Consider the following 18760-nt stretch of genomic DNA (forward strand, 5'->3'; position numbering starts at 1 on the left):
TGCTTGCCCCGGTATCGGGGCTTTTTTAGTGGCGCGACGTCGTACGCGCTTCGGCTCTGTGGTCCAACTGATTTGCCCAGTCTTCAAGCAGCTTGGCATTGCGATCATTTTTACGAAAGGCGATGTCGGCAATGTCACCGACGATCGGTACCGCGCCCAGGGCAAAGTCCAGGGCGATATTGCCAAGCATTTTTACCTTCAGTGCCCGCGGCGCCGATGCTTTGTGGGCCTGCCAGACAATGCCCAAGCCGAGCAGCGCCCCGACCACATCACCGGCCACAGGAAGTAGACCCAGCAAAGGGTCAATACCGATACGCCAACGGGTAAACGGAATTCCCCAAGCGCCGTCGAGTAGCGTCGCCCACTGACGGCTGCGACGCACCCGCAGTGCGATGTTGTCATCCGTCATTTTTTGGCAATGATATAAACCGCGTGGATAATGCCGGGAAGGTAGCCGAACAGCGTAAGGATGATGTTAATCCAGAAGTGTTTGCCAATGCCCACCTGCAGGAATACACCGAGGGGCGGCAGCAAAATGGCAAAGATGATGCGGATAATATCCATAAAAAATCCCTGATAAACAAGCTGTTGAGTAACTTAAGGTAGCACAGAAAAAAAAGCGCCGTGAACCTCGGTAAGGCACCGGCGCAAATGGAGGAAGCGCAAATCTCTGCGGTATGGGGGCGTTAACAGCCCCTAGAACTGCACGCGGCCCTCTAGATAATAAGATCGGCGTGGCTCCAGGGTGCCGCGATACCCGCCGACGTCCAACACCGTGGGCGAGCCAATACCAATCGTCAGCTCGTCGGTAATATTCTTACCCACCAACGCCAGGGACCAGTCGCCATTGCTGTCGCCGAGCGCCAAGCGCGCATTGAACTTGGTGTAGGCTCCCTGAATGCCGCGAGGGTCGAGGTCACCCGAGGTAAAATGGGTATCTTTGAATGAGGCGTCAGCGGTGAAGTCGAGCATTAAATCGGCTGGCATGGGAATACTCACCGTACCCGATAGCGTGGCCGTCCACTCCGGCGTCTGTTGATTTTCTTTGCCGCTGAGGTCGCATATATCCTCGTCGGCAGTGGCCACACAGGGGCCCTCTTTGTATTCGAGCCACTCAAAATCCAAGTAGGCAAGCGAGCCGCTGAGCATAAACCATTCACTCATTAGCCAGCGCCCATCCAGCTCTACACCTTTCGTCAATGCACTACCTGCATTGGACACCACAAAACCGGCTACGCCGTCAAAGACACTCACCTGCATGTCTTCGTACTCAACGTGATACACGGCAATATTCAGTTCCGCCGCGCCATCAGCCAGCTGCATTTTACTGCCTATTTCTATGGCATCGGCCACTTCGTCTTCAAACTCAAAATTCTCGCCACCACCGCCCGGCCCATCTTTGGCATTGTTGTTGCGCGCGTCAAAACTGCCTGACTTCGCCCCGCGGGTAACGGTGGCGTAGGTCATAATGTCTTCATTGAGATCCCACTGAACATTGACCGACGGCAGGGTGACACCCACCTCGCGGCCACCCTCGATCTCATGCTCCTCAATGTTCAGCGCACCCAGTACGGTCGCAGTCACCGGATCAACGGGATTTTTCGTCCCCGACTGATAGAGGAATAATTCACGGAAGCCGGTTTTTTTCTCGTTCACGTAACGCAGGCCCAGCGTTGTTCTCAAAGAGTCCGTCCAGTTGAAGGTTACCTGGGCAAAGGTCGACCACGCCTCGCTGTCCATGTAGAAGTCTTTCTCAAGGTCCGCAGCCACGTTGGTCTGTGTATTGATCAGGCAGCCCACCGGATTGCGGCCCGCATCTGCCAGTGCGCCATTGCGCACCTTCAAGGGCGTAGACTCGTAGAAGGTCATCTCGCCCTCCTGATAGAAGGCGCCGACAATGTAGTCGATAAACTCTCCACCTGGAGAGGTAAAACGGAACTCCTGGCTGCGTTGGTCGTACTCTTCAATACCCAACAGCGGTACGGTATCAAAACTGCTGGAATCGCCGTCAAACAAGTCCTCTGACTCGAAGCCGGTCGCCGCGGTTACCGAGCTAAACGTCCCCTTCTCAAAATCGATATCGACGTTGAGTGTGGCATTGTAATTATCGATTTCGGCGTACTCTTCGGCGTCGGTATTTTTAATGCCGTCCAAGGTGACATTTTCACCGCTACAACCTGTCAGTGCGCTCTCGTGCGTAATTTCAAACTGACGACCATCCTGCTTGCGATTGGTTTTTTCAAGCTTCAGGCTGGTCGTGATGTCATCGCTGGGCAGCCAACCAAAGGTGATACGGCCTGAGAATTCCTCGACGCCCGGTTCATCGCGATCGACGGCGGGATTTTCATTGGTCATATAACCATCTTCGTCTCGCGTTCTCACCGCCGCACGAATGCCAAAGGTATCGCTGAGCGGCATCGACAACATTGCAGAGATTTCCCGCTGGCCATCCGGGCCGCCACGCAGCGCGCTAAAGTTCGCCTCCAGCTCGTCGCCGGGCTTGGCGGCAATCAAACTCAGGGCACCGGCAATCGCATTTTTGCCGAACAGGATAGACTGCGGGCCGCGCAGCACCTCCACTCGCTCTAAATCCATGAAGGCCCCACGAGTTTGGTGGGGGCGCCCCAAGTGAACGCCATCTGAGAATATGCCCACTGACAGCTCAAAGCCCTGGTTTGAACCGGAGCCCACGCCGCGCATATACACATTGGGAATTAAACCGCCTTCCACCAATTTAAAATTCGGCGTGTAATCGGAAAGGTCGCTCAGGTTTTCAATACCGGCTTTTTTAAGCTTGTCACCGTCCAGTGCGGTTACTGAAACCGGCACATCCGACAAAGACTCCGCGCGCTTCTGCGCGGTCACGATCACTTCTTCCAGCTTGAGTTGCTTGGCGGGCTCAGATTCAGCAGCGCCGGGCAGGGGGGTAACCATTAGCGCACTCGCCGTGAGTGCGCCAGACAAGGCTTTGTGCATAGTCGATCTCGCTTTTATAGTTATTGATGCGATGCTTAGCGACTTTCAGTATTGCACTATTTTCAGTATTGCACTATTTTCAATATCTGTACATTAGCCAGCTGTCTGGCCGCCATCAATGGCAAACGCGACACCGGTAACAAAGCGCGCCTCCTGCGAGGCCAGATAGGCCACGGCGGCGGCAATTTCCTCGGGCTGACTCATCTCCAACAGGGGGAACATACGCCCCAAAAGCGCGGGGTCGGCCCCTTCCGGCATTTCAAATTTAGCACTCAGCGGCGTTTCCACCGCGCCGGGACAGACGGCATTCACGCGTACGCCCTTGCCCGAGAACTCCATTGCCAGCGACTTGCTTAACATCACTACCGCGCCCTTGGTTGCGCAATAGCCCGCGTTGTAGGCCAAGCCCTCCAGGCCCGCCGTCGACGCCATATTAACGATGTTCCCCCGGGTCTCCACCAAGTGGGGCATTGCCGCCTGGCACATGTAAAACACCCCGTTTAGATTGATCGCAACGATCCGCTGCCATTCCTCTGCGGTAATGTCAGCAAGGTTGCGACACAGCGATATGCCGGCAATATTGCACAGCACATCCAGCCGTCCGAAATCGATCATGCATTGGGCAACTGCTTGCTGGCAGCTGTCGATGTTAGTCACGTCCAGCTCTTGGCACTGTACTCGGGCAGAGGGCGGCATCAGGCTGAGCGTTTCCTCTAGACCGCTCATATTCACATCGCAGAGCATAACGCTTGCGCCCTCTTGCGCCAGCCGAATCGCCGTAGCGCGCCCGATACCCGACGCCGCGCCAGTAACCAGCGCAACACTACCCTTATGTCTTTGCATATAATTATTCTCCCTAACTCAGCACTCTGCCCTGTTAAATTCGCTGGGCCGGCGCCATGTCACCGGGCCCGAGCAACGCCAGCGCCAACATCAAATAAAACACGCCGCCTAGCGCCACTGCCAGCCAATTCCAACCCTGTATTTTATCATTCAGCTCCACAGGGGGTTGCTGAACAGCGTTGATACGGCTCATCGCGGCATTTGCCGGCAGCAGGGCACTAAAAGACAGTATCGCCAACAGGCCCACTGGCGCTTCAAATTGCGACAGCACCTGAAAGGCAAGATAGAGGAGCGCCCACGCGCCGGCGACAAGCGTGCTTGCTATGTACCATTCTTTAAGCTGGTCGCGCAAATGATCAAACAATACATAGGCCCACAGCGGCGCGAACACGGCTCGCCAAAATGGCATCATCTGTGCGCCGGTTTTTTCTTTCACGCGCTGCCAGTTTTTATAAAACCAAAACACCTCATACAGCCCCAGCGTGCACACCGACATGACAATGAACTTTGTCGTTGATACCGCAAAGTAACCGGGGAATTCTGCAACTTGATTGGCCGCTGACTGCTGCTCTAGCGACGAGGATTCTTCCATAATCTATGATCCCTTTAACTGTTCATTGCCGACCTTATCGACGGCCCTGCAGCCAATAAAGCTGACCCGCCAGCGCGCTCAACCAAAGTACCGACACGCCGTAGTTAAGGCGCTGGTATACGCCAAAGTTTTCCCCTGACTCGATGGCTGCAGCCATGGGCCACAAGGTCAGAATTGCCAATGCGCAGCAAGCGGCTGATAGCACAGCCAGCCAGCGACACTGCAGCACGCGCCAGCTGAGGCTACTCCACAGTGCGCTCGCTATCAGTAAACTCAAAAACATCACCGCCCCAAAAAAATTGTGCAGCTGCTGATCAACAGAAGGAGACGGCGGGTTACAACCCATGTCGCAGGAAAACAGGCCAGCTCCGATACTGGCCACGCCATGTACACCTATGAGCACGGCGCTAAACTTTGCCAACCGGGAGTGAGGGAAGGTTGTGAAAACCGCATAGGCGAACAGTAGAAACAGCCCGCCCAACGGGAAATTATTGATCAGTGGTGACAGCACATCGGTCGGCGCCCCAGTCGCGCCCAATTCACTCAGCGCTTGGTGGCGATGGCTATAGCCAGGGTAGAACGATGCGGCGAGCATCACCCCAACTAGCAGCCAGAAAGGAATTACAATACCGGCGATATACCCCAGCCGGCGCCAATCTTGCGCCATACACTCATTCCTTGGTGTCACCGCTGGCCATGCAAGCTAGCGCGCCGCCGAAGCGCTGTGTGCTCCAGCGGCGCAGCGTGCATTACAGCTGACTGATGTCCCTTACAGCACCTTTATCTGCGCTGGTTGCCATTTTGGCATAGGCTTTGAGCGCTGCAGAAACCTTGCGCGGACGCTCTTTTAGTGGCTTCCAGGCCTCGCTGCCTTTGGCATCCATCGCCTTGCGGCGCTTAGCCAGTTCAGCATCATCGAGCAGCACATTAATGGTGCGCGCAGGAATATCAATGCGAATGATATCGCCCTGCTCTACCAAACCAATGGCGCCGCCCGCTGCGGCCTCTGGTGAGGCGTGGCCGATCGACAAGCCAGATGTACCGCCCGAGAAACGGCCATCGGTCAGCAGCGCACAGGCCTTGCCCAAGCCTTTCGACTTGATGTAGCTGGTGGGATACAACATCTCTTGCATACCCGGGCCACCTTTGGGGCCTTCATAGCGCACAATCACCACGTCACCGGCTTTTACACGGTCATTGAGGATGTCATCAACCGCATCCTCTTGGCTCTCGCAGATATGCGCCGGGCCTTCAAAGACCAGGATGCTTTCATCCACGCCCGAGGTTTTTACAACGCAGCCGTCCTCGGCGATGTTGCCATGCAGCACCGCCAAACCACCTTCTTCCGAGAAAGCGTGATCCAGCGAGCGAATGCAGCCATTTTCACGGTCGGCATCCAGGGACGACCAGCGCGTGTCCTGGCTAAAGGCGGTTTGCGTCGGAATCCCTGCGGGGCCAGCCTTGTAAAAGGTTTTTACCGCGTCGTTGTCGGTCACCATGATGTCCCAGGTTTGCAGGGCCGAGGCCACACTGCTGGCATGCACGGTAGGCAGGCCGGTGTTGAGCAGGTCAGCGCGCGCCAACTCACCGAGAATACCCATAACACCGCCAGCGCGGTGCACGTCTTCCATATGGTAGAGCGGTGTATTCGGTGCAACCTTACAGAGCTGAGGCACGCGGCGAGACAATTCGTCGATGTCCTTCATGCCAAAGTCCAACTCCGCTTCCTGAGCGGCGGCAAGCAGGTGAAGAATCGTGTTCGTTGAGCCGCCCATGGCAATATCGAGTGCCATCGCATTATTGAACGCCTCACGACTGGCAATATTGCGCGGCAGTACGCTGTCGTCGTCTTCTTCGTAGTAGCGCTTGGCAAGCTCAACAATTCGGCGGCCGGCTTCCAGAAACAGTTTTTCGCGGTCGGCGTGAGTGGCCAGCAACGAGCCATTACCAGGCAGCGACAGACCCAGCGCTTCGGTAAGGCAATTCATTGAATTCGCGGTAAACATTCCTGAACAGCTGCCACAGGTTGGACACGCCGAGCGCTCGTATTCGGCAACGGTCTCATCGTCCGCATTTTCATCCACGGCGATAACCATGGCATCAACCAGATCCAGCTTATGCTCGGACAACTTGGTTTTGCCGGCTTCCATCGGGCCACCGGAAACAAAAATGACCGGAATATTCAGACGCATCGCCGCCATCAACATGCCCGGAGTAATCTTGTCGCAGTTGGAAATACATACAATGGCATCGGCGCAGTGGGCGTTGACCATGTACTCAACGGAGTCGGCAATGATATCGCGGCTTGGCAGGCTGTAAAGCATGCCGTCGTGCCCCATGGCAATGCCGTCGTCTACAGCAATAGTGTTGAACTCTTTTGCCACACCGCCCACTTTTTCGATCTCGCGGGCGACCAGCTGCCCCATGTCCTTGAGGTGGACATGACCCGGCACAAACTGGGTGAAGGAGTTGGCGATGGCGATGATCGGCTTGTTGAAATCATCGTCTTTCATACCCGTGGCGCGCCACAGCGCTCGGGCACCTGCCATATTGCGGCCGGCGGTGGAGGTTTTGGAACGGTATGCAGGCATGCTGACCTCTTTGTTAAATCGACTCTCCGTTTGAGCCGGTCAGTTTAACACAGCGCTGGGCACTCACCCTATGCCTGCACAGGACTATCCGCGACACAGCGAGCAGACTACACTGAGCACCATCAAAGCTCAGAAACTCGGCGAAGGTAAGGCAAAAACGTATGGAACAGGCGATAGACGCAGCACAGGGCATTTTACCTACCTGGCTTGGGCTCTGGGTGCCAGCGCTTGTTGCTCTGCTGCTGATTGTCATTGGCTGGCTGATTACCCGCAAGCTCTTCAGCGTTCAGAAAGAACACGGCGCCGACATCCGCTACCGCGAGCAGGGCATGCGCCTGGTGTTTCGACTGCTTGGCCTGGTTGCACTGATTGCCACCTTACCCATGGACAGCGAACTACGCGGACAGCTGTTTTCGCTGGTCGGTCTGCTCGCCTCAGCGGCCATCGCGCTGTCGTCAACCTCGGTAATGGGTAACCTGATGGCGGGGTTTATGCTGCGCACCGTCAACAGCTTCAAAGCGGGCGACTACATAGAGTTTCGCAATGAATTGGGGCGGGTGAGCCAACTCGGCTTATTGCATGTGGAAATCCAAAACGAGACCAGCGAGTTGGTCACCGTGCCCAACCTGTTGCTGGTTCAGGAACCCTACAATGTGGTGCGCTCATCAGGCACCGTGGTGTCGGCGGACGTATCCCTGGGTTACGACGTTGACCGCCGCGACATTGAGGCCGCGCTATTAAGTGCCCTCGATAAAGCAGAGCTTGAAAACGGCTTTGTGCAAATTCGCGAACTGGGTGATTTCTCCGTGCTGTACCGCGCCAGCGGATGGCTGAAAGAAGCCTCTCTGCTGGTAAGCACGCGCTCCAAGCTACGCGGGCGCATGCTCGACGCACTTCATGATGCCGGCATCGAAATCGTCTCGCCAAACTTTATGAACCAGCGCGTACTCAATGCCGACGAACCTATTATTCCGGTTAAACGACGCTATTACCGTGAGACTCACAACGATGGTCACGCCGAAGAGGTTTTATTTAATAAGGCGGAATTGAGCAGTGCCGTTACTGCATTGGAAAATAAAATTAACGCACTGAAAACCCAGTTGAAAAACGAGGAAGAGCCCCTGGAAGGCGAGGCCCGAGAAGCGGTGAAAGCCGAACTCGGCGCGCTTACAGAAGAGCTCGAAGCCGCTCGCCTGCTAGCAAAAAATGAAGCGGAGAAAGATCGCGGCACTGCCAGCGAGGAGGAATAATCAGGCGTCGCGACGCCGCTGCGCCAGCCAGTCATTGATCGCCAGGCCAGTCCCCATATCCCACCCTTTGAGCTGCTCAACAGGAATGATTTTATAGTCATCCAACTCGTGATTCAGGCGAATCTCTCCAGCCGCTTTCACATGGTAGGCGATGATCACTTGGTTTTGCTGAGCGAAGGGGTACACCCCCACTAAATCAGTTTCCAGGGCGTGCAAATTAAGCTCTTCCTTGGTTTCTCGGCGAGCGCACTCCAGAGGGTCTTCGCCCGCCTCGAGAAAGCCCGTAATAATTGAGTAGAAGGCTTTGGGCCATGCCACATTGTGTGCCAGGACCACGCCGCCATCCACTTCGACAATCATCGCCACAACGGGCACTGGGTTGTTGAAATGGACGTAGCCGCAGTCCCTGTCCGGGCAGCCACTGCGAATTTCGTTGTCCACCAAAACATCGCCCATAGGGCTGGCGCACTGCGGGCAGTAATTCATGGTTTTTTCCTTAAACGATGGGGCGGGGTGAAAGCCCCGCCGCCACGATAACTATTCACGACAATCTATTTAGGTAGCGCACGGCGCAGTAGGAAGTAACCCAACACACCGGACATCAACGAGCCGACAATAATACCCAAACGCTCGTCAAACAGTTGGTTTACCCCGGTCTCCTCGAAGGCGAGCGACCCGATAAACAAACTCATGGTAAACCCAATACCGCACAGTGCTGCCGTGCCGTACAAGCTAATGGTATTCATACCTGAGGGCATCTCAGCCAAACGCAGCTTGATGGCCAGGTAGCACAACCCGAATATACCAATTTGCTTACCCAGGAATAAGCCTGCAGCAATGCCCATTGGCACGCCGTGCATCAACTGCTCAACACCGACACCGCTTAGATTGATACCAGCATTGGCAAAGGCAAATACCGGCAGCACGAAAAATGCCACCACCGAGTGCAGGTCGTGCTCCAGGCTTTTTAATGGCGACGGATTATCCGGGTCTTTACTGCGCAGAGGAATGAACATTGCCATCACTACCCCGGCCAAGGTGGCGTGCACACCCGACTTCAACAAAGCCACCCACATAATGGTGCCAAGAAGTATGTATGGGCTGTTGGCACTCACGCCGCGGCGATTGAGAATAATTAATGCGGGAATACAACTAGCGGCAATCACCAGCGCCACAAAGGAAATATTGGCGGTATAAAACACCGCGATGATAATAATCGCGCCGATATCATCAAAAATTGCCAACGAAGTTAGAAAGATCTTTAAGCTCACCGGCACCCGCGAGCCCAGCAAACTCAACACGCCTAACGCAAAGGCTATATCCGTTGCCGCGGGAATCGCCCAGCCCTGCATGGCAACAGGATTTCCCTCATTAAAATAGGTATAAAACAGCGCGGGAACGGCCATGCCGCCGATGGCCCCGATACCGGGCAATATAATATTGCGGGGGTCAGACAATTCGCCCTCGACAAGTTCGCGCTTTAGCTCCAGGCCCACTAGGAAAAAGAACACGGCCATCAGGCCGTCGTTAATCCACAATAACAGCGGCTTGGCTATTTCCAGTGCGCCGACGCGGACTTCTACAGGTGTGGTAAGGAGTAATTCGTAATAGGGGGAGAGGGCAGTGTTGGCAAAGATGATCGCCAACAGGGCAGAAAACATGAGTAGCAATCCGCCGGAGGACTCTTGTTTAAAAAAGTTAACGATAAATGAACCGTTGGTATTCGCCATAAGTCTCCTTCTTAAGGGGGGGATGAGCGGCACAAAAACACAGATCTCGACCCTATTATTGCAATAGCGCTAGGCCGCTGTCAGCAAAAATTGCTATGGAGATTGTTCTTCAAAAAAGGGGGGACTGGGGTCAACGAGATGCAGCGTTGCTTAGCCGCAAGACACTTGATTACGACCGCCCGCCTTGGCGTGATACATATTGCGGTCAGCAGCCTCGACAATCGCGCCAAGCTCGCTCGAACCGTTTGGCACATCGCAATAAATTCCTGCACTTATTGTGACAACCGGGGCGGCCTGGGACTTCATATGGCACATGGCCAGCGCCTCGACGTCTTTCCGAACACGCTCTATATGGCTGTGAAACTCGGTCTTATCGCCTTCAGCGGACGACAACACAACGAACTCTTCACCACCATAACGCGCCACAACATCGCCAGCACGAAAGAAGTGTGACTGTATTATCGCAGCAACACTGACCAACACCCGGTCACCCGCAGCGTGACCGTAGTAGTCGTTGTAATCCTTAAAATAATCGACGTCGAAAAATGCCAGGCTCAGCGGCATCTGCTGGCGCTGATGCACGGCCAGTGCGCGCTTGAATTCGGCATCAAAGTAGCGGCGGTTGTATACGCCAGTGAGAGGGTCATGAGTTGCCAGGGCCTCTAGCTCGATATTCTGCTCGGCTAGGAATTGATTCTGCTTTTCAACCTGTCGGCGATAGGCCTGCAATTCACTGACATCATGACTAACAAGAATAAGATGGCTAACACAGCCGCCTGAATCACAAATAGGAGAAATGCATAGGCGGCTGCAAAACGAGTTGCCGCGGCGAGTCATCAGCTCAACCATGAGATGAACACTCTTACCTAGCTGAATCGCGCGTCGCACAGCATCACCGATACATTTTTCTCGACTCAACCGGCGCAAAAATGTCAGTCCTTTGCCAATAAGCTTTTTCGAACTGCACTCAAACATTCGCTCGAAGGCGCGATTAACATAAACTATCTCACCGCCGCGGCGCTGACTCACCGAGGCAATTAGGACGCCTTCATCTGTTGAGTCCAATGCTTTGGAGAATAGCTCTTTATTAACCACCGCTGTCCATCCTTGTTCGCGCTAGCGAGCAATTTCATGTTTAGTCAGAAAACTGAAACTACTTGATTACATCTAACACGGCGATATGTAATTACCGACTGAACACTTCCTCAAATACGAATATACCACCTCGAATGAACGCTAGTCGCTTTCCAGAAACTCACTGAGAATACTATCGATAAACGCAAAACCGCGCTCGCTACAAGCGATAAGTGTAGGCTCGTCAATCAGCAAACCGCGAGCTCGAAGGCGCTTGAGAACGGGCGCAATATCCGCAATGGGCAGGCCAGTACGCTGTAAATAAAGTTCACTCTCAACGCCCTCGCGCAAGCGCAGCACGTTCATCATAAACTCAAAGGGTAAGTCGGCGTCGGCGACGTTTTGCACTTGACTACTTCGCGACGGTGAGCGACTCAAGTAATCCTCTGGCTTGCGGGTTTTTTGGTAGCGTCGCACGCCGCCAGGCAAGGTCACTTTTCCGTGAGCACCAGCGCCCAGCGCCAAATAGTCGCCAAAGCGCCAATAGTTTAGATTGTGGCGAGCGCGGCGACCGTCGCGGGCGAAGGCCGACACTTCATAGCGAGCCAGGCCAGCAGCTGACAGCAGCGCAAAGCCAGCTCGCTGCATGGCCATTAAGGCACTCTCTTGGGGTAGCTCGGGCGGGCGCTTGTAGAATTCTGTATTCGCCTCGATGGTGAGCTGATACCAGCTGATATGCGGCGCGCCGCTGTCGATCGCCATGCGCAGATCATTCAGTGCATCGGCTTCAGTCTGGCCACTTAGCCCGTGCATCAAATCAATATTGAAGTTGTCGTAACCCGCATCGCGCGCGCTGGCAATAGCCGCCAAGGCGTCGTCGGCGCTGTGAATGCGGCCGAGCTTTTTCAGCTGCTGGGCGTCAAAACTTTGCACCCCAATCGACAAGCGGTTAATACCCAGCTCACGGTAGGCCGCAAACCGCCCCTGCTCAAGCGTGCCGGGGTTCGCTTCAAGGGTAATTTCAATATCGCGGGAGAACGTCAGGCGCTGGCGCAGGCCATCAAAAAGTTGCGCATACGCGCTTGCCGAGAACAGACTGGGCGTGCCGCCGCCGATAAAAATAGAGGCCAGCTCACGGCCCTGAATGTAGTCGAGGTCTTGATCGAGGTCTTGATCGAGGTCTTCGAGCATGGCGGCAATGTATGCCGCCTCCGGCAGGTCGCCGCGCTGGGCGTGGGAGTTAAAGTCGCAGTAGGGGCACTTCCGCACACACCAGGGAATATGAATATACAGCGACAGAGGCGGCAGCTGCGCCCCGACGCTACTCATTCCAGGCCCAGCTCCGACCAAATATCGTCGACTTTCTTCACCACGTCGGGGTCCTTAACAATTGGTCGACCCCACTCCCTGTCAGTTTCGCCCTGCCATTTATTCGTGGCGTCCATACCCATTTTAGAGCCGAGGCCAGAGACCGGCGAGGCGAAATCCAGATAGTCGATCGGTGTATGCTCTACCATCACCGTATCGCGCTGTGGATCCATGCGGGTGGTGATCGCCCAAATCACATCGTTCCAGTCACGGGCGTTGACATCGTCATCGCAGACAATGACAAACTTGGTGTACATAAACTGGCGCAGGAACGACCAAACACCAAACATCACGCGCTTGGCGTGTCCCGGATACTGCTTTTTAATCGTGACCACCGCCATGCGATAGGAGCAACCCTCCGGCGGCAAATAGAAATCGACAATTTCTGGAAACTGCCGGCGCAGCAGGGGCACCAACACTTCGTTCAAGGCGACACCCAGCACAGCAGGCTCATCTGGCGGACGCCCGGTGTAGGTGCTGTGATAAATCGGGTTTTCTCGGTGGCTAATGTGCGTCACGGTGAACACGGGGAAGCGGTCGACTTCGTTGTAATACCCAGTGTGATCGCCATAGGGGCCTTCGTCGGCCATCTCTTCCGGATCGATGTAACCTTCGAGAATAAACTCACAATTGGCGGGCACCTGCAGGTCGTTGCTGAGGCTCTTCACCAACTCGGTTTTTTCACCACGCAGCAAACCGGCAAAGGCGTATTCGCTGAGTGTGTCGGGCACCGGCGTCACCGCGCCAAGGGTCGTCGCGGGGTCGGCCCCCAGCGCAACGGAAACGGGAAAACGCTCACCCGGGTGCTGCTGTTTGAACTCCTGAAAATCCAGCGCGCCGCCGCGGTGAGATAACCAACGCATAATCAGCTTGTTCTTGCCGATCACCTGCATGCGATAAATGCCTAGATTTTGCCGCTCTTTATTGGGGCCGCGGGTAATGACCAACGGCCAGGTAATCAGCGGCGCGGCGTCTTCTGGCCAGCAGGTTTGAATAGGCAGCAGGTGTAAGTTGACGGCGTCGCCCTGAATCACCTTTTGCTGGCACACCGCCTTGGACACCATCTTCGGGCCCATATTGAGCACTTGCTTGAAGATCGGCAGCTTACTCCAGGCGTCGCGCAGACCTTTCGGGGGATCAGGCTGGCGTAAAAATGCCAACAGCTCGCCCACCTCTTGCAGCGCCTCGATATCTTTTTGGCCCATCCCCATGGCCACACGCTTTTCAGTGCCGAATAAATTTGCCAGCACCGGTACGGAGTAACCCTTGGGGTTTTCAAACAGCAATGCCGGTCCACCTGCTCGCAATACGCGGTCGCAGATTTCGGTCATTTCAAGGTTGGGGTCTACAGGATAGCTAATACGCTTCAACTCGCCTTGCTGCTCAAGGTAGTTGAGAAAATCGCGGAGGTCTTTGTGCTTCATAATCCGGTGTCCGATATCCGGCGCCCGGCGGGCGGGGTCGGGGTTTCGCCACTGCGGCGAAACCCCGACAGCGGCCTTATTTACGCTTCATTGAATCGAAAAATTCAGCGTTGGTTTTGGTGTCTTTCAGTTTGTCGATCAGGAATTCGATCGCCGGCGTGTCTTCCATACCGTGCAACAGTTTGCGCAGAATCCACATACGCTGCAGCTCGTCTTCGCTGGTTAGCAGCTCTTCGCGGCGGGTGCCGGAGCGGCGAATATTGATCGCGGGGTAAACGCGCTTCTCGGCAATCTTACGATCCAGATGCAGTTCGTTGTTGCCCGTGCCTTTGAATTCCTCGTAGATGACCTCGTCCATCTTCGAGCCGGTGTCGATCAGTGCGGTCGCGATAATGGACAAGCTGCCGCCTTCCTCAACGTTACGCGCCGCACCAAAGAAACGCTTTGGGCGCTCCAGTGCATGAGCGTCAACACCACCGGTCAACACTTTGCCCGAGCTCGGTACGATCGTGTTGTAGGCGCGAGCCAGGCGGGTAATTGAGTCCAGCAGAACCACAACATCCTTCTTGTGCTCTACGAGGCGCTTGGCCTTTTCGATGACCATCTCCGCCACCTGCACGTGACGCGCCGGCGGCTCGTCGAAGGTCGACGCCACCACTTCAGCCCCGCGAGCACCCACCGAGCGCTGCATCTCGGTTACTTCTTCCGGACGCTCGTCGATCAGCAATACAATGACGTAGCACTCGGGGTTGTTGCGGATAATACTCTGCGCGATGTTCTGCAACATCAGCGTTTTACCGGCCTTTGGCGGCGCCACAATCAAGCCGCGTTGTCCCTTACCAATGGGCGCAGCCAGGTCGATGATACGACCGGTTAAATCTTCCGTAGAGCCGTTACCCAGCTCTAAGGTCAGGCGCTCATTGGGGAACAGAGGCGTGAGGTTTTCAAACAGGACTTTGTTTTTGGACTGCTCTGGACGCGTGAAGTTAACCTCATCAACCTTCAACAGAGCAAAATAGCGCTCGCCTTCTTTCGGCGGCCGAATCTTACCGGCAATGCTGTCGCCCGTGCGCAAATTGAAGCGACGAATCTGGCTGGGTGATACGTAGATATCGTCAGGGCCAGCAAGGTAAGAACAGTCGGCGCTGCGCAGGAAACCAAAACCGTCTTGCAAGATCTCCAGTACACCATCGCCGTGAATGTCTTCACCGCTTTTAGCGTGACGCTTCAGGATCGAGAAGATGATGTCTTGTTTACGAGAGCGGGCAATATTGTCGAGGCCGATCTCTTTGGCGATGTCGAGCAGTTCTTGGGCGGACTTGGTTTTTAGGTCAGTAAGGTTCATAAGTTCTGGGTTGTTGGCTACGATTAGATAAGGCTTGGACGATACGCAGGAACGGCAAAGTCGCGGCCGGCGCGTGCTCGACGTATTAAGCAGATATGAAATAAATTAAGGTGTTATTTTTGAATATTTTGAGGATTGATCGAACTCTATCACCGAATGGCAGGTCCGTAAAGCAGAAAAGAAAAGGCCCCGCGTTGATGCGAGGCCTCTTGCTATTACAGTGCGCTGTCAACGAAGTCGCACAGCTGCGACTTGGACAAGGCGCCTACTTTGGTGGCTTCAGCATTACCGCCTTTGAAGATCATCAGCGTGGGAATGCCGCGAACACTGAATTTGGCAGGGGTTTCTGAGTTGGCGTCAACGTCGATCTTGCAGATCTTGATCTTGCCAGCGTAATCGCCAGAGATCTCATCAAGGACCGGCGCGATCATTTTACAGGGGCCACACCACTCCGCCCAAAAGTCTACCAATACGGGCAGATCGGACTTCAGCACTTCTTCTTCAAAGCTGCTGTCGGTGACGTGAACGATGTTGTCGCTCATCTTGGTTCTCCAAGTTGATATCGTGATAACGGATCGCGGATGATAACACAGCTCTAGACGCGATGTGAAAGCCATCAACATTGGCCTGCGCTGGCCAGCGTCGCCAGCGACCGCTATGCTAGCCGCCGTATCACTGACTAAGCTTAACGCCATGCCGCGCCTACTCTACAGCCTGTTCTTCTACCTGATTTTGCCACTGGTCCTGCTACGGCTAGCCTACCGAGCGCTGCGCGCCCCCGACTACCGCCGCCGCATCGGCGAACGCTTTGGCTTTGTCTCAGCGCCCGAGCAAACAGGAGGGCTATGGGTACACGCGGTTTCCGTTGGCGAAAGTATCGCTGCCGCACCGCTGATCCAACATATGCTGGACCAACACCCAGAGCTGCCCATTGTCGTCACCTGCATGACACCCACCGGCTCCAGCCGGATTCGCGCCATGTTTGGTCAACAGGTGCACCATGTCTACGCCCCCTACGACCTGCCTGGTGCTGTGGCCCGCTTCCTGCGCCGCACCCAACCGCGCGCAGCGGTCATTATGGAAACCGAGATCTGGCCAAATATGGTGCAAATGACGGCGCAGCGCGGCATTCCTGTTTTGCTCGCTAACGCCCGTCTTTCCACGCGCTCAGCACGAGGCTACCAACGCCTATCCGGACTGAGCCGGCCAGTGATGCAAGCCTTTAGCCGGATCGTCGCCCAGGGCCAGGACGACGCTGAACGCTTTCTGAGTATTGGCGCCCGCGCTGATCAACTGCGCGTTTCCGGCAGCATAAAGTTTGATGTCGCCATTCCCGACACCCTCCGCCAACAGGCACAGCAAACGCGTAAGCAATTTGGCCAGGACCGCCCAGTGTGGATCGCCGCCAGCACCCACGACGGCGAAGACAGCATATTACTGGACGCCCACCAGCGCGTACTCAAACAACAACCCAATGCCCTGTTGCTATTAGTTCCCAGACACCCCGAACGCTTTGACACCGTTGCCAAGCTGGTGGCCGCTAAAGGCCTGCGCTGCCAGCGCCGCAGCACCGAGAGCGCCATATCTCCGGACACGCAAGTCCTGCTGGGCGATACCATGGGTGAACTGCTGCTGCTGTTGGGCACCGCAGATATCGCCTTTATCGGTGGCAGCCTGGTGCCGCGCGGCGGCCACAACAGTTTGGAAGCTGCCGCCTGGGGCTTGCCGGTACTGGCTGGCCCCAGCGACTTCAACTTTGCACAGATTAGTGAATTATTGCAGACCGCTGGCGGCCTAAGCCTGCTAGACAGTGCCGAAAGCATCGCCGATGAACTCATCGCCTTGCTTGCCGACAGCCAGGCAAGAGAAACCCGCGGACGCAACGCCCTGGCAGTTGTCGAGGCCAATCGTGGCGCACTAGCAAAATTGATCGAGGAAGTTGAAGGCGCGCTATAGCGTTAGCGCACCTTCGTATAGCGCAAATTACACGGTGGGAACCGCGTTAGCAGGCGGGAATCAGCCTTTGCCATTGCCGTTCAGTAATACTGCATCACCTTCCTGCAGCCACTGATTAAGCCCCTTCACATCCGCAGGGCTTAGAGTGCCCGCGTTCAGTTTGAGCTTGAGCATGTCCACAACGTAGTCGTAGCGGGCATTACTGTAATCACGCAGCGCTGCATATAGCTTGCGCTGGGCGTCCAATACATCCACCACGTTGCGCGTGCCGACATCGTAACCGGCTTCGGTCGCATCCAATGCGCTGCGCGCTGAAATAATATTCAGCTTGCGCGCCTTTACAGTTTGCACGGCGGTATTCACCGCAATGTGCTGAGCGCGCGTCCCGGCAATGACCTGACGCTGAGTCAGCTGCGCGGTGTACTGCGCCGAATTGTACTGCTCGTAGGCTTGGCGGCGACCCGCACTAACGCCACCACCGGTAAACAGCGGCACCGTCAGCGTGACACGCAGGGCCTCAGTTTCATACTCACTGTCGGGGGGCACGGCGAAAGAGCTACTGGGATTGAAGCGCCGCGAACCGTCCAGGTCTTCCTTGGTATAACTGAAGCTACCGCTAATCTTTGGCAGGTGCTCGCTCTTTTTCGCACGGGCATTTTCATAGGCGGAACCAGACGCCGCCGTTGCCACTTTAAGCTGGTAGTTGTTCTTTAAGGCCATATCGACCCAGGCCGCGCGGCTGGCGGGTTGTGGGTTATCGATAGGGAAACTCTCTTTCAAAGACCACAGCTTGCCGTGCTCCTGACCAGTGAGAGTGGTGAGGTTTTCACGGGCAATCGCCAGTGCGCCTTCAAAACCCAAGCGCTGAGCTACGGTAGAGTCGTATACCGCGCGCGATTCATGCACATCGGTAATGGCGATTAAGCCGACATCAAAGCGCTGCTGCGTTTGCTCGAGTTGGCGCTTGGCCGCGCGCTCTTCGGCACGAGAAGCGTCGAGATTTTCCCGCGCCTTTAGCACTTCAAAATACGCTTCGGATACACGCACAATCAACTCTTGCTGGTCATACGCCAACTGCGCCTTAGCGCGTTCCGTGATCTTTTGGCCCGCTTTAAAGCTAAACCACGCCGGCAGGTCGAAAATAGCCTGACTCAGGCTCAAGGAGTAATTTTCCGCTTCTGAGCCGGTATGCACTTTTTGGTCAATTATCGACGTCGATCCGCCACCAAAAGCACCCGCCGTAAAAGTCGTACTCTTAGACTGCGCGTCGGTCTCAGTATCCTGGTAGTAGGCTTGGCCACTCAGCTGGGGTAACAGCGCTGAGCGACTGAGGTTTTCAGACTCCAGATCGGCGCGGTAGGTCGCCTCTGCGGCTTTTAACTGCAAATCGTTATTCACCGCAAGCTCGTAGACATCTAGCAATGTGTCGGCATGGGCACCGGAAATACCCAAAGCCAGTGCAACAGCTGCACTGAGAAAGTGACGTTTGGCAATCATAGAGTTAACCTGTTCTGCTAACGGAGGGGCTGCGTCAGGCCCGCAGTGTATCAGACTCGCCCTATGCGAGAATGATTATTAAAAAATCTTATTGAATTAGAACGCAAATTCGGG

The 18760-nt window shown here is 55.3% G+C and carries 17 protein-coding genes; 2 read left to right on the forward strand and 15 right to left on the reverse strand.

The features are described 5' to 3' along the window. Positions 1-25: 25 nt before the first annotated feature. The 7 genes from H573_RS0105115 to ilvD all read right to left on the reverse strand — a co-directional run bounded on the left by H573_RS0105115 (position 26) and on the right by ilvD (position 7002). Positions 26-409 carry a DUF4112 domain-containing protein gene (locus H573_RS0105115; protein ID WP_027873322.1) on the reverse strand — a complete coding sequence of 128 codons (384 nt, stop codon included), beginning with the start codon at positions 407-409 and terminating at the stop codon, positions 26-28. Further along, positions 406-564: a YqaE/Pmp3 family membrane protein gene (locus H573_RS19265; protein ID WP_036255757.1), complete on the reverse strand. Its 159-nt coding sequence runs from the start codon at positions 562-564 to the stop codon at positions 406-408. Before H573_RS19265 ends, H573_RS0105115 begins: the two co-directional genes overlap by 4 nt. A 132-nt stretch (positions 565-696) precedes the next feature. Beyond that, positions 697-2976, reverse strand: coding sequence for a TonB-dependent receptor (locus tag H573_RS17110; protein WP_051171031.1), 2280 nt, complete (start codon positions 2974-2976; stop codon positions 697-699). 93 nt (positions 2977-3069) lie between these two features. Beyond that, a complete protein-coding gene (locus tag H573_RS0105130) occupies positions 3070-3819 on the reverse strand; it encodes an SDR family NAD(P)-dependent oxidoreductase (RefSeq protein WP_027873323.1) in 750 nt (249 codons plus the stop codon). Positions 3820-3853: 34 nt separating this feature from the next. Continuing rightward, positions 3854-4411, reverse strand: coding sequence for a hypothetical protein (locus tag H573_RS0105135; RefSeq protein ID WP_027873324.1), 558 nt, complete (start codon positions 4409-4411; stop codon positions 3854-3856). A 34-nt stretch (positions 4412-4445) separates the two neighbouring features. Next, positions 4446-5078: a DUF998 domain-containing protein gene (locus H573_RS0105140; RefSeq protein ID WP_027873325.1), complete on the reverse strand. Its 633-nt coding sequence runs from the start codon at positions 5076-5078 to the stop codon at positions 4446-4448. Positions 5079-5160: 82 nt separating this feature from the next. After that, positions 5161-7002, reverse strand: coding sequence for a dihydroxy-acid dehydratase (gene ilvD / locus H573_RS0105145; protein ID WP_027873326.1), 1842 nt, complete (start codon positions 7000-7002; stop codon positions 5161-5163). A 161-nt stretch (positions 7003-7163) separates the two neighbouring features. Between ilvD and H573_RS17115 the strand changes: the two genes are divergently transcribed. Beyond that, a complete protein-coding gene (locus H573_RS17115; RefSeq protein WP_051171032.1) occupies positions 7164-8252 on the forward strand; it encodes a mechanosensitive ion channel family protein in 1089 nt (362 codons plus the stop codon). Here the strand turns inward: H573_RS17115 and H573_RS0105155 are convergent, their stop codons facing one another. The 7 genes from H573_RS0105155 to trxA form a co-directional block, all read right to left on the reverse strand. After that, entirely contained in the window at positions 8253-8738 is a 486-nt protein-coding gene (locus H573_RS0105155) for an NUDIX domain-containing protein (RefSeq protein WP_027873327.1), read from the reverse strand. 65 nt (positions 8739-8803) lie between these two features. Beyond that, entirely contained in the window at positions 8804-9982 is a 1179-nt protein-coding gene (gene nhaA / locus H573_RS0105160; RefSeq protein ID WP_027873328.1) for a Na+/H+ antiporter NhaA, read from the reverse strand. Between the two features lie 150 nt (positions 9983-10132). Then, positions 10133-11077 carry a sensor domain-containing diguanylate cyclase gene (locus H573_RS18870; protein WP_051171033.1) on the reverse strand — a complete coding sequence of 315 codons (945 nt, stop codon included), beginning with the start codon at positions 11075-11077 and terminating at the stop codon, positions 10133-10135. Positions 11078-11218: 141 nt separating this feature from the next. Next, the gene (gene hemW, locus H573_RS0105170; RefSeq protein WP_027873329.1) at positions 11219-12385 is read right to left on the reverse strand and encodes a radical SAM family heme chaperone HemW; all 1167 of its coding nucleotides are present in this window, start codon (positions 12383-12385) and stop codon (positions 11219-11221) included. Continuing rightward, positions 12382-13848, reverse strand: a complete 1467-nt coding sequence (gene ubiD, locus H573_RS0105175; RefSeq protein WP_027873330.1) for a 4-hydroxy-3-polyprenylbenzoate decarboxylase — start codon at positions 13846-13848, stop codon at positions 12382-12384. Before ubiD ends, hemW begins: the two co-directional genes overlap by 4 nt. A gap of 76 nt (positions 13849-13924) precedes the next feature. Then, a complete protein-coding gene (rho, locus tag H573_RS0105180) occupies positions 13925-15193 on the reverse strand; it encodes a transcription termination factor Rho (protein ID WP_027873331.1) in 1269 nt (422 codons plus the stop codon). A 215-nt stretch (positions 15194-15408) separates the two neighbouring features. Beyond that, the gene (trxA, locus tag H573_RS0105185) at positions 15409-15735 is read right to left on the reverse strand and encodes a thioredoxin TrxA (RefSeq protein WP_027873332.1); all 327 of its coding nucleotides are present in this window, start codon (positions 15733-15735) and stop codon (positions 15409-15411) included. Positions 15736-15799: 64 nt separating this feature from the next. Here trxA and waaA point away from each other — a divergent pair, with 64 nt between their 5' ends. Beyond that, on the forward strand, positions 15800-17149 hold the full coding sequence (gene waaA / locus H573_RS0105190; RefSeq protein ID WP_307681703.1) for a lipid IV(A) 3-deoxy-D-manno-octulosonic acid transferase: 1350 nt from the start codon (positions 15800-15802) through the stop codon (positions 17147-17149). A gap of 60 nt (positions 17150-17209) precedes the next feature. Here the strand turns inward: waaA and H573_RS17125 are convergent, their stop codons facing one another. Continuing rightward, positions 17210-18646 carry a TolC family outer membrane protein gene (locus H573_RS17125; RefSeq protein ID WP_036255759.1) on the reverse strand — a complete coding sequence of 479 codons (1437 nt, stop codon included), beginning with the start codon at positions 18644-18646 and terminating at the stop codon, positions 17210-17212. Positions 18647-18760 lie beyond the last annotated feature (114 nt).

Origin of the sequence: Neomelitea salexigens DSM 19753 (assembly GCF_000422345.1) — a bacterium.
GTDB lineage: Bacteria > Pseudomonadota > Gammaproteobacteria > Pseudomonadales > Spongiibacteraceae > Spongiibacter > Spongiibacter marinus_A.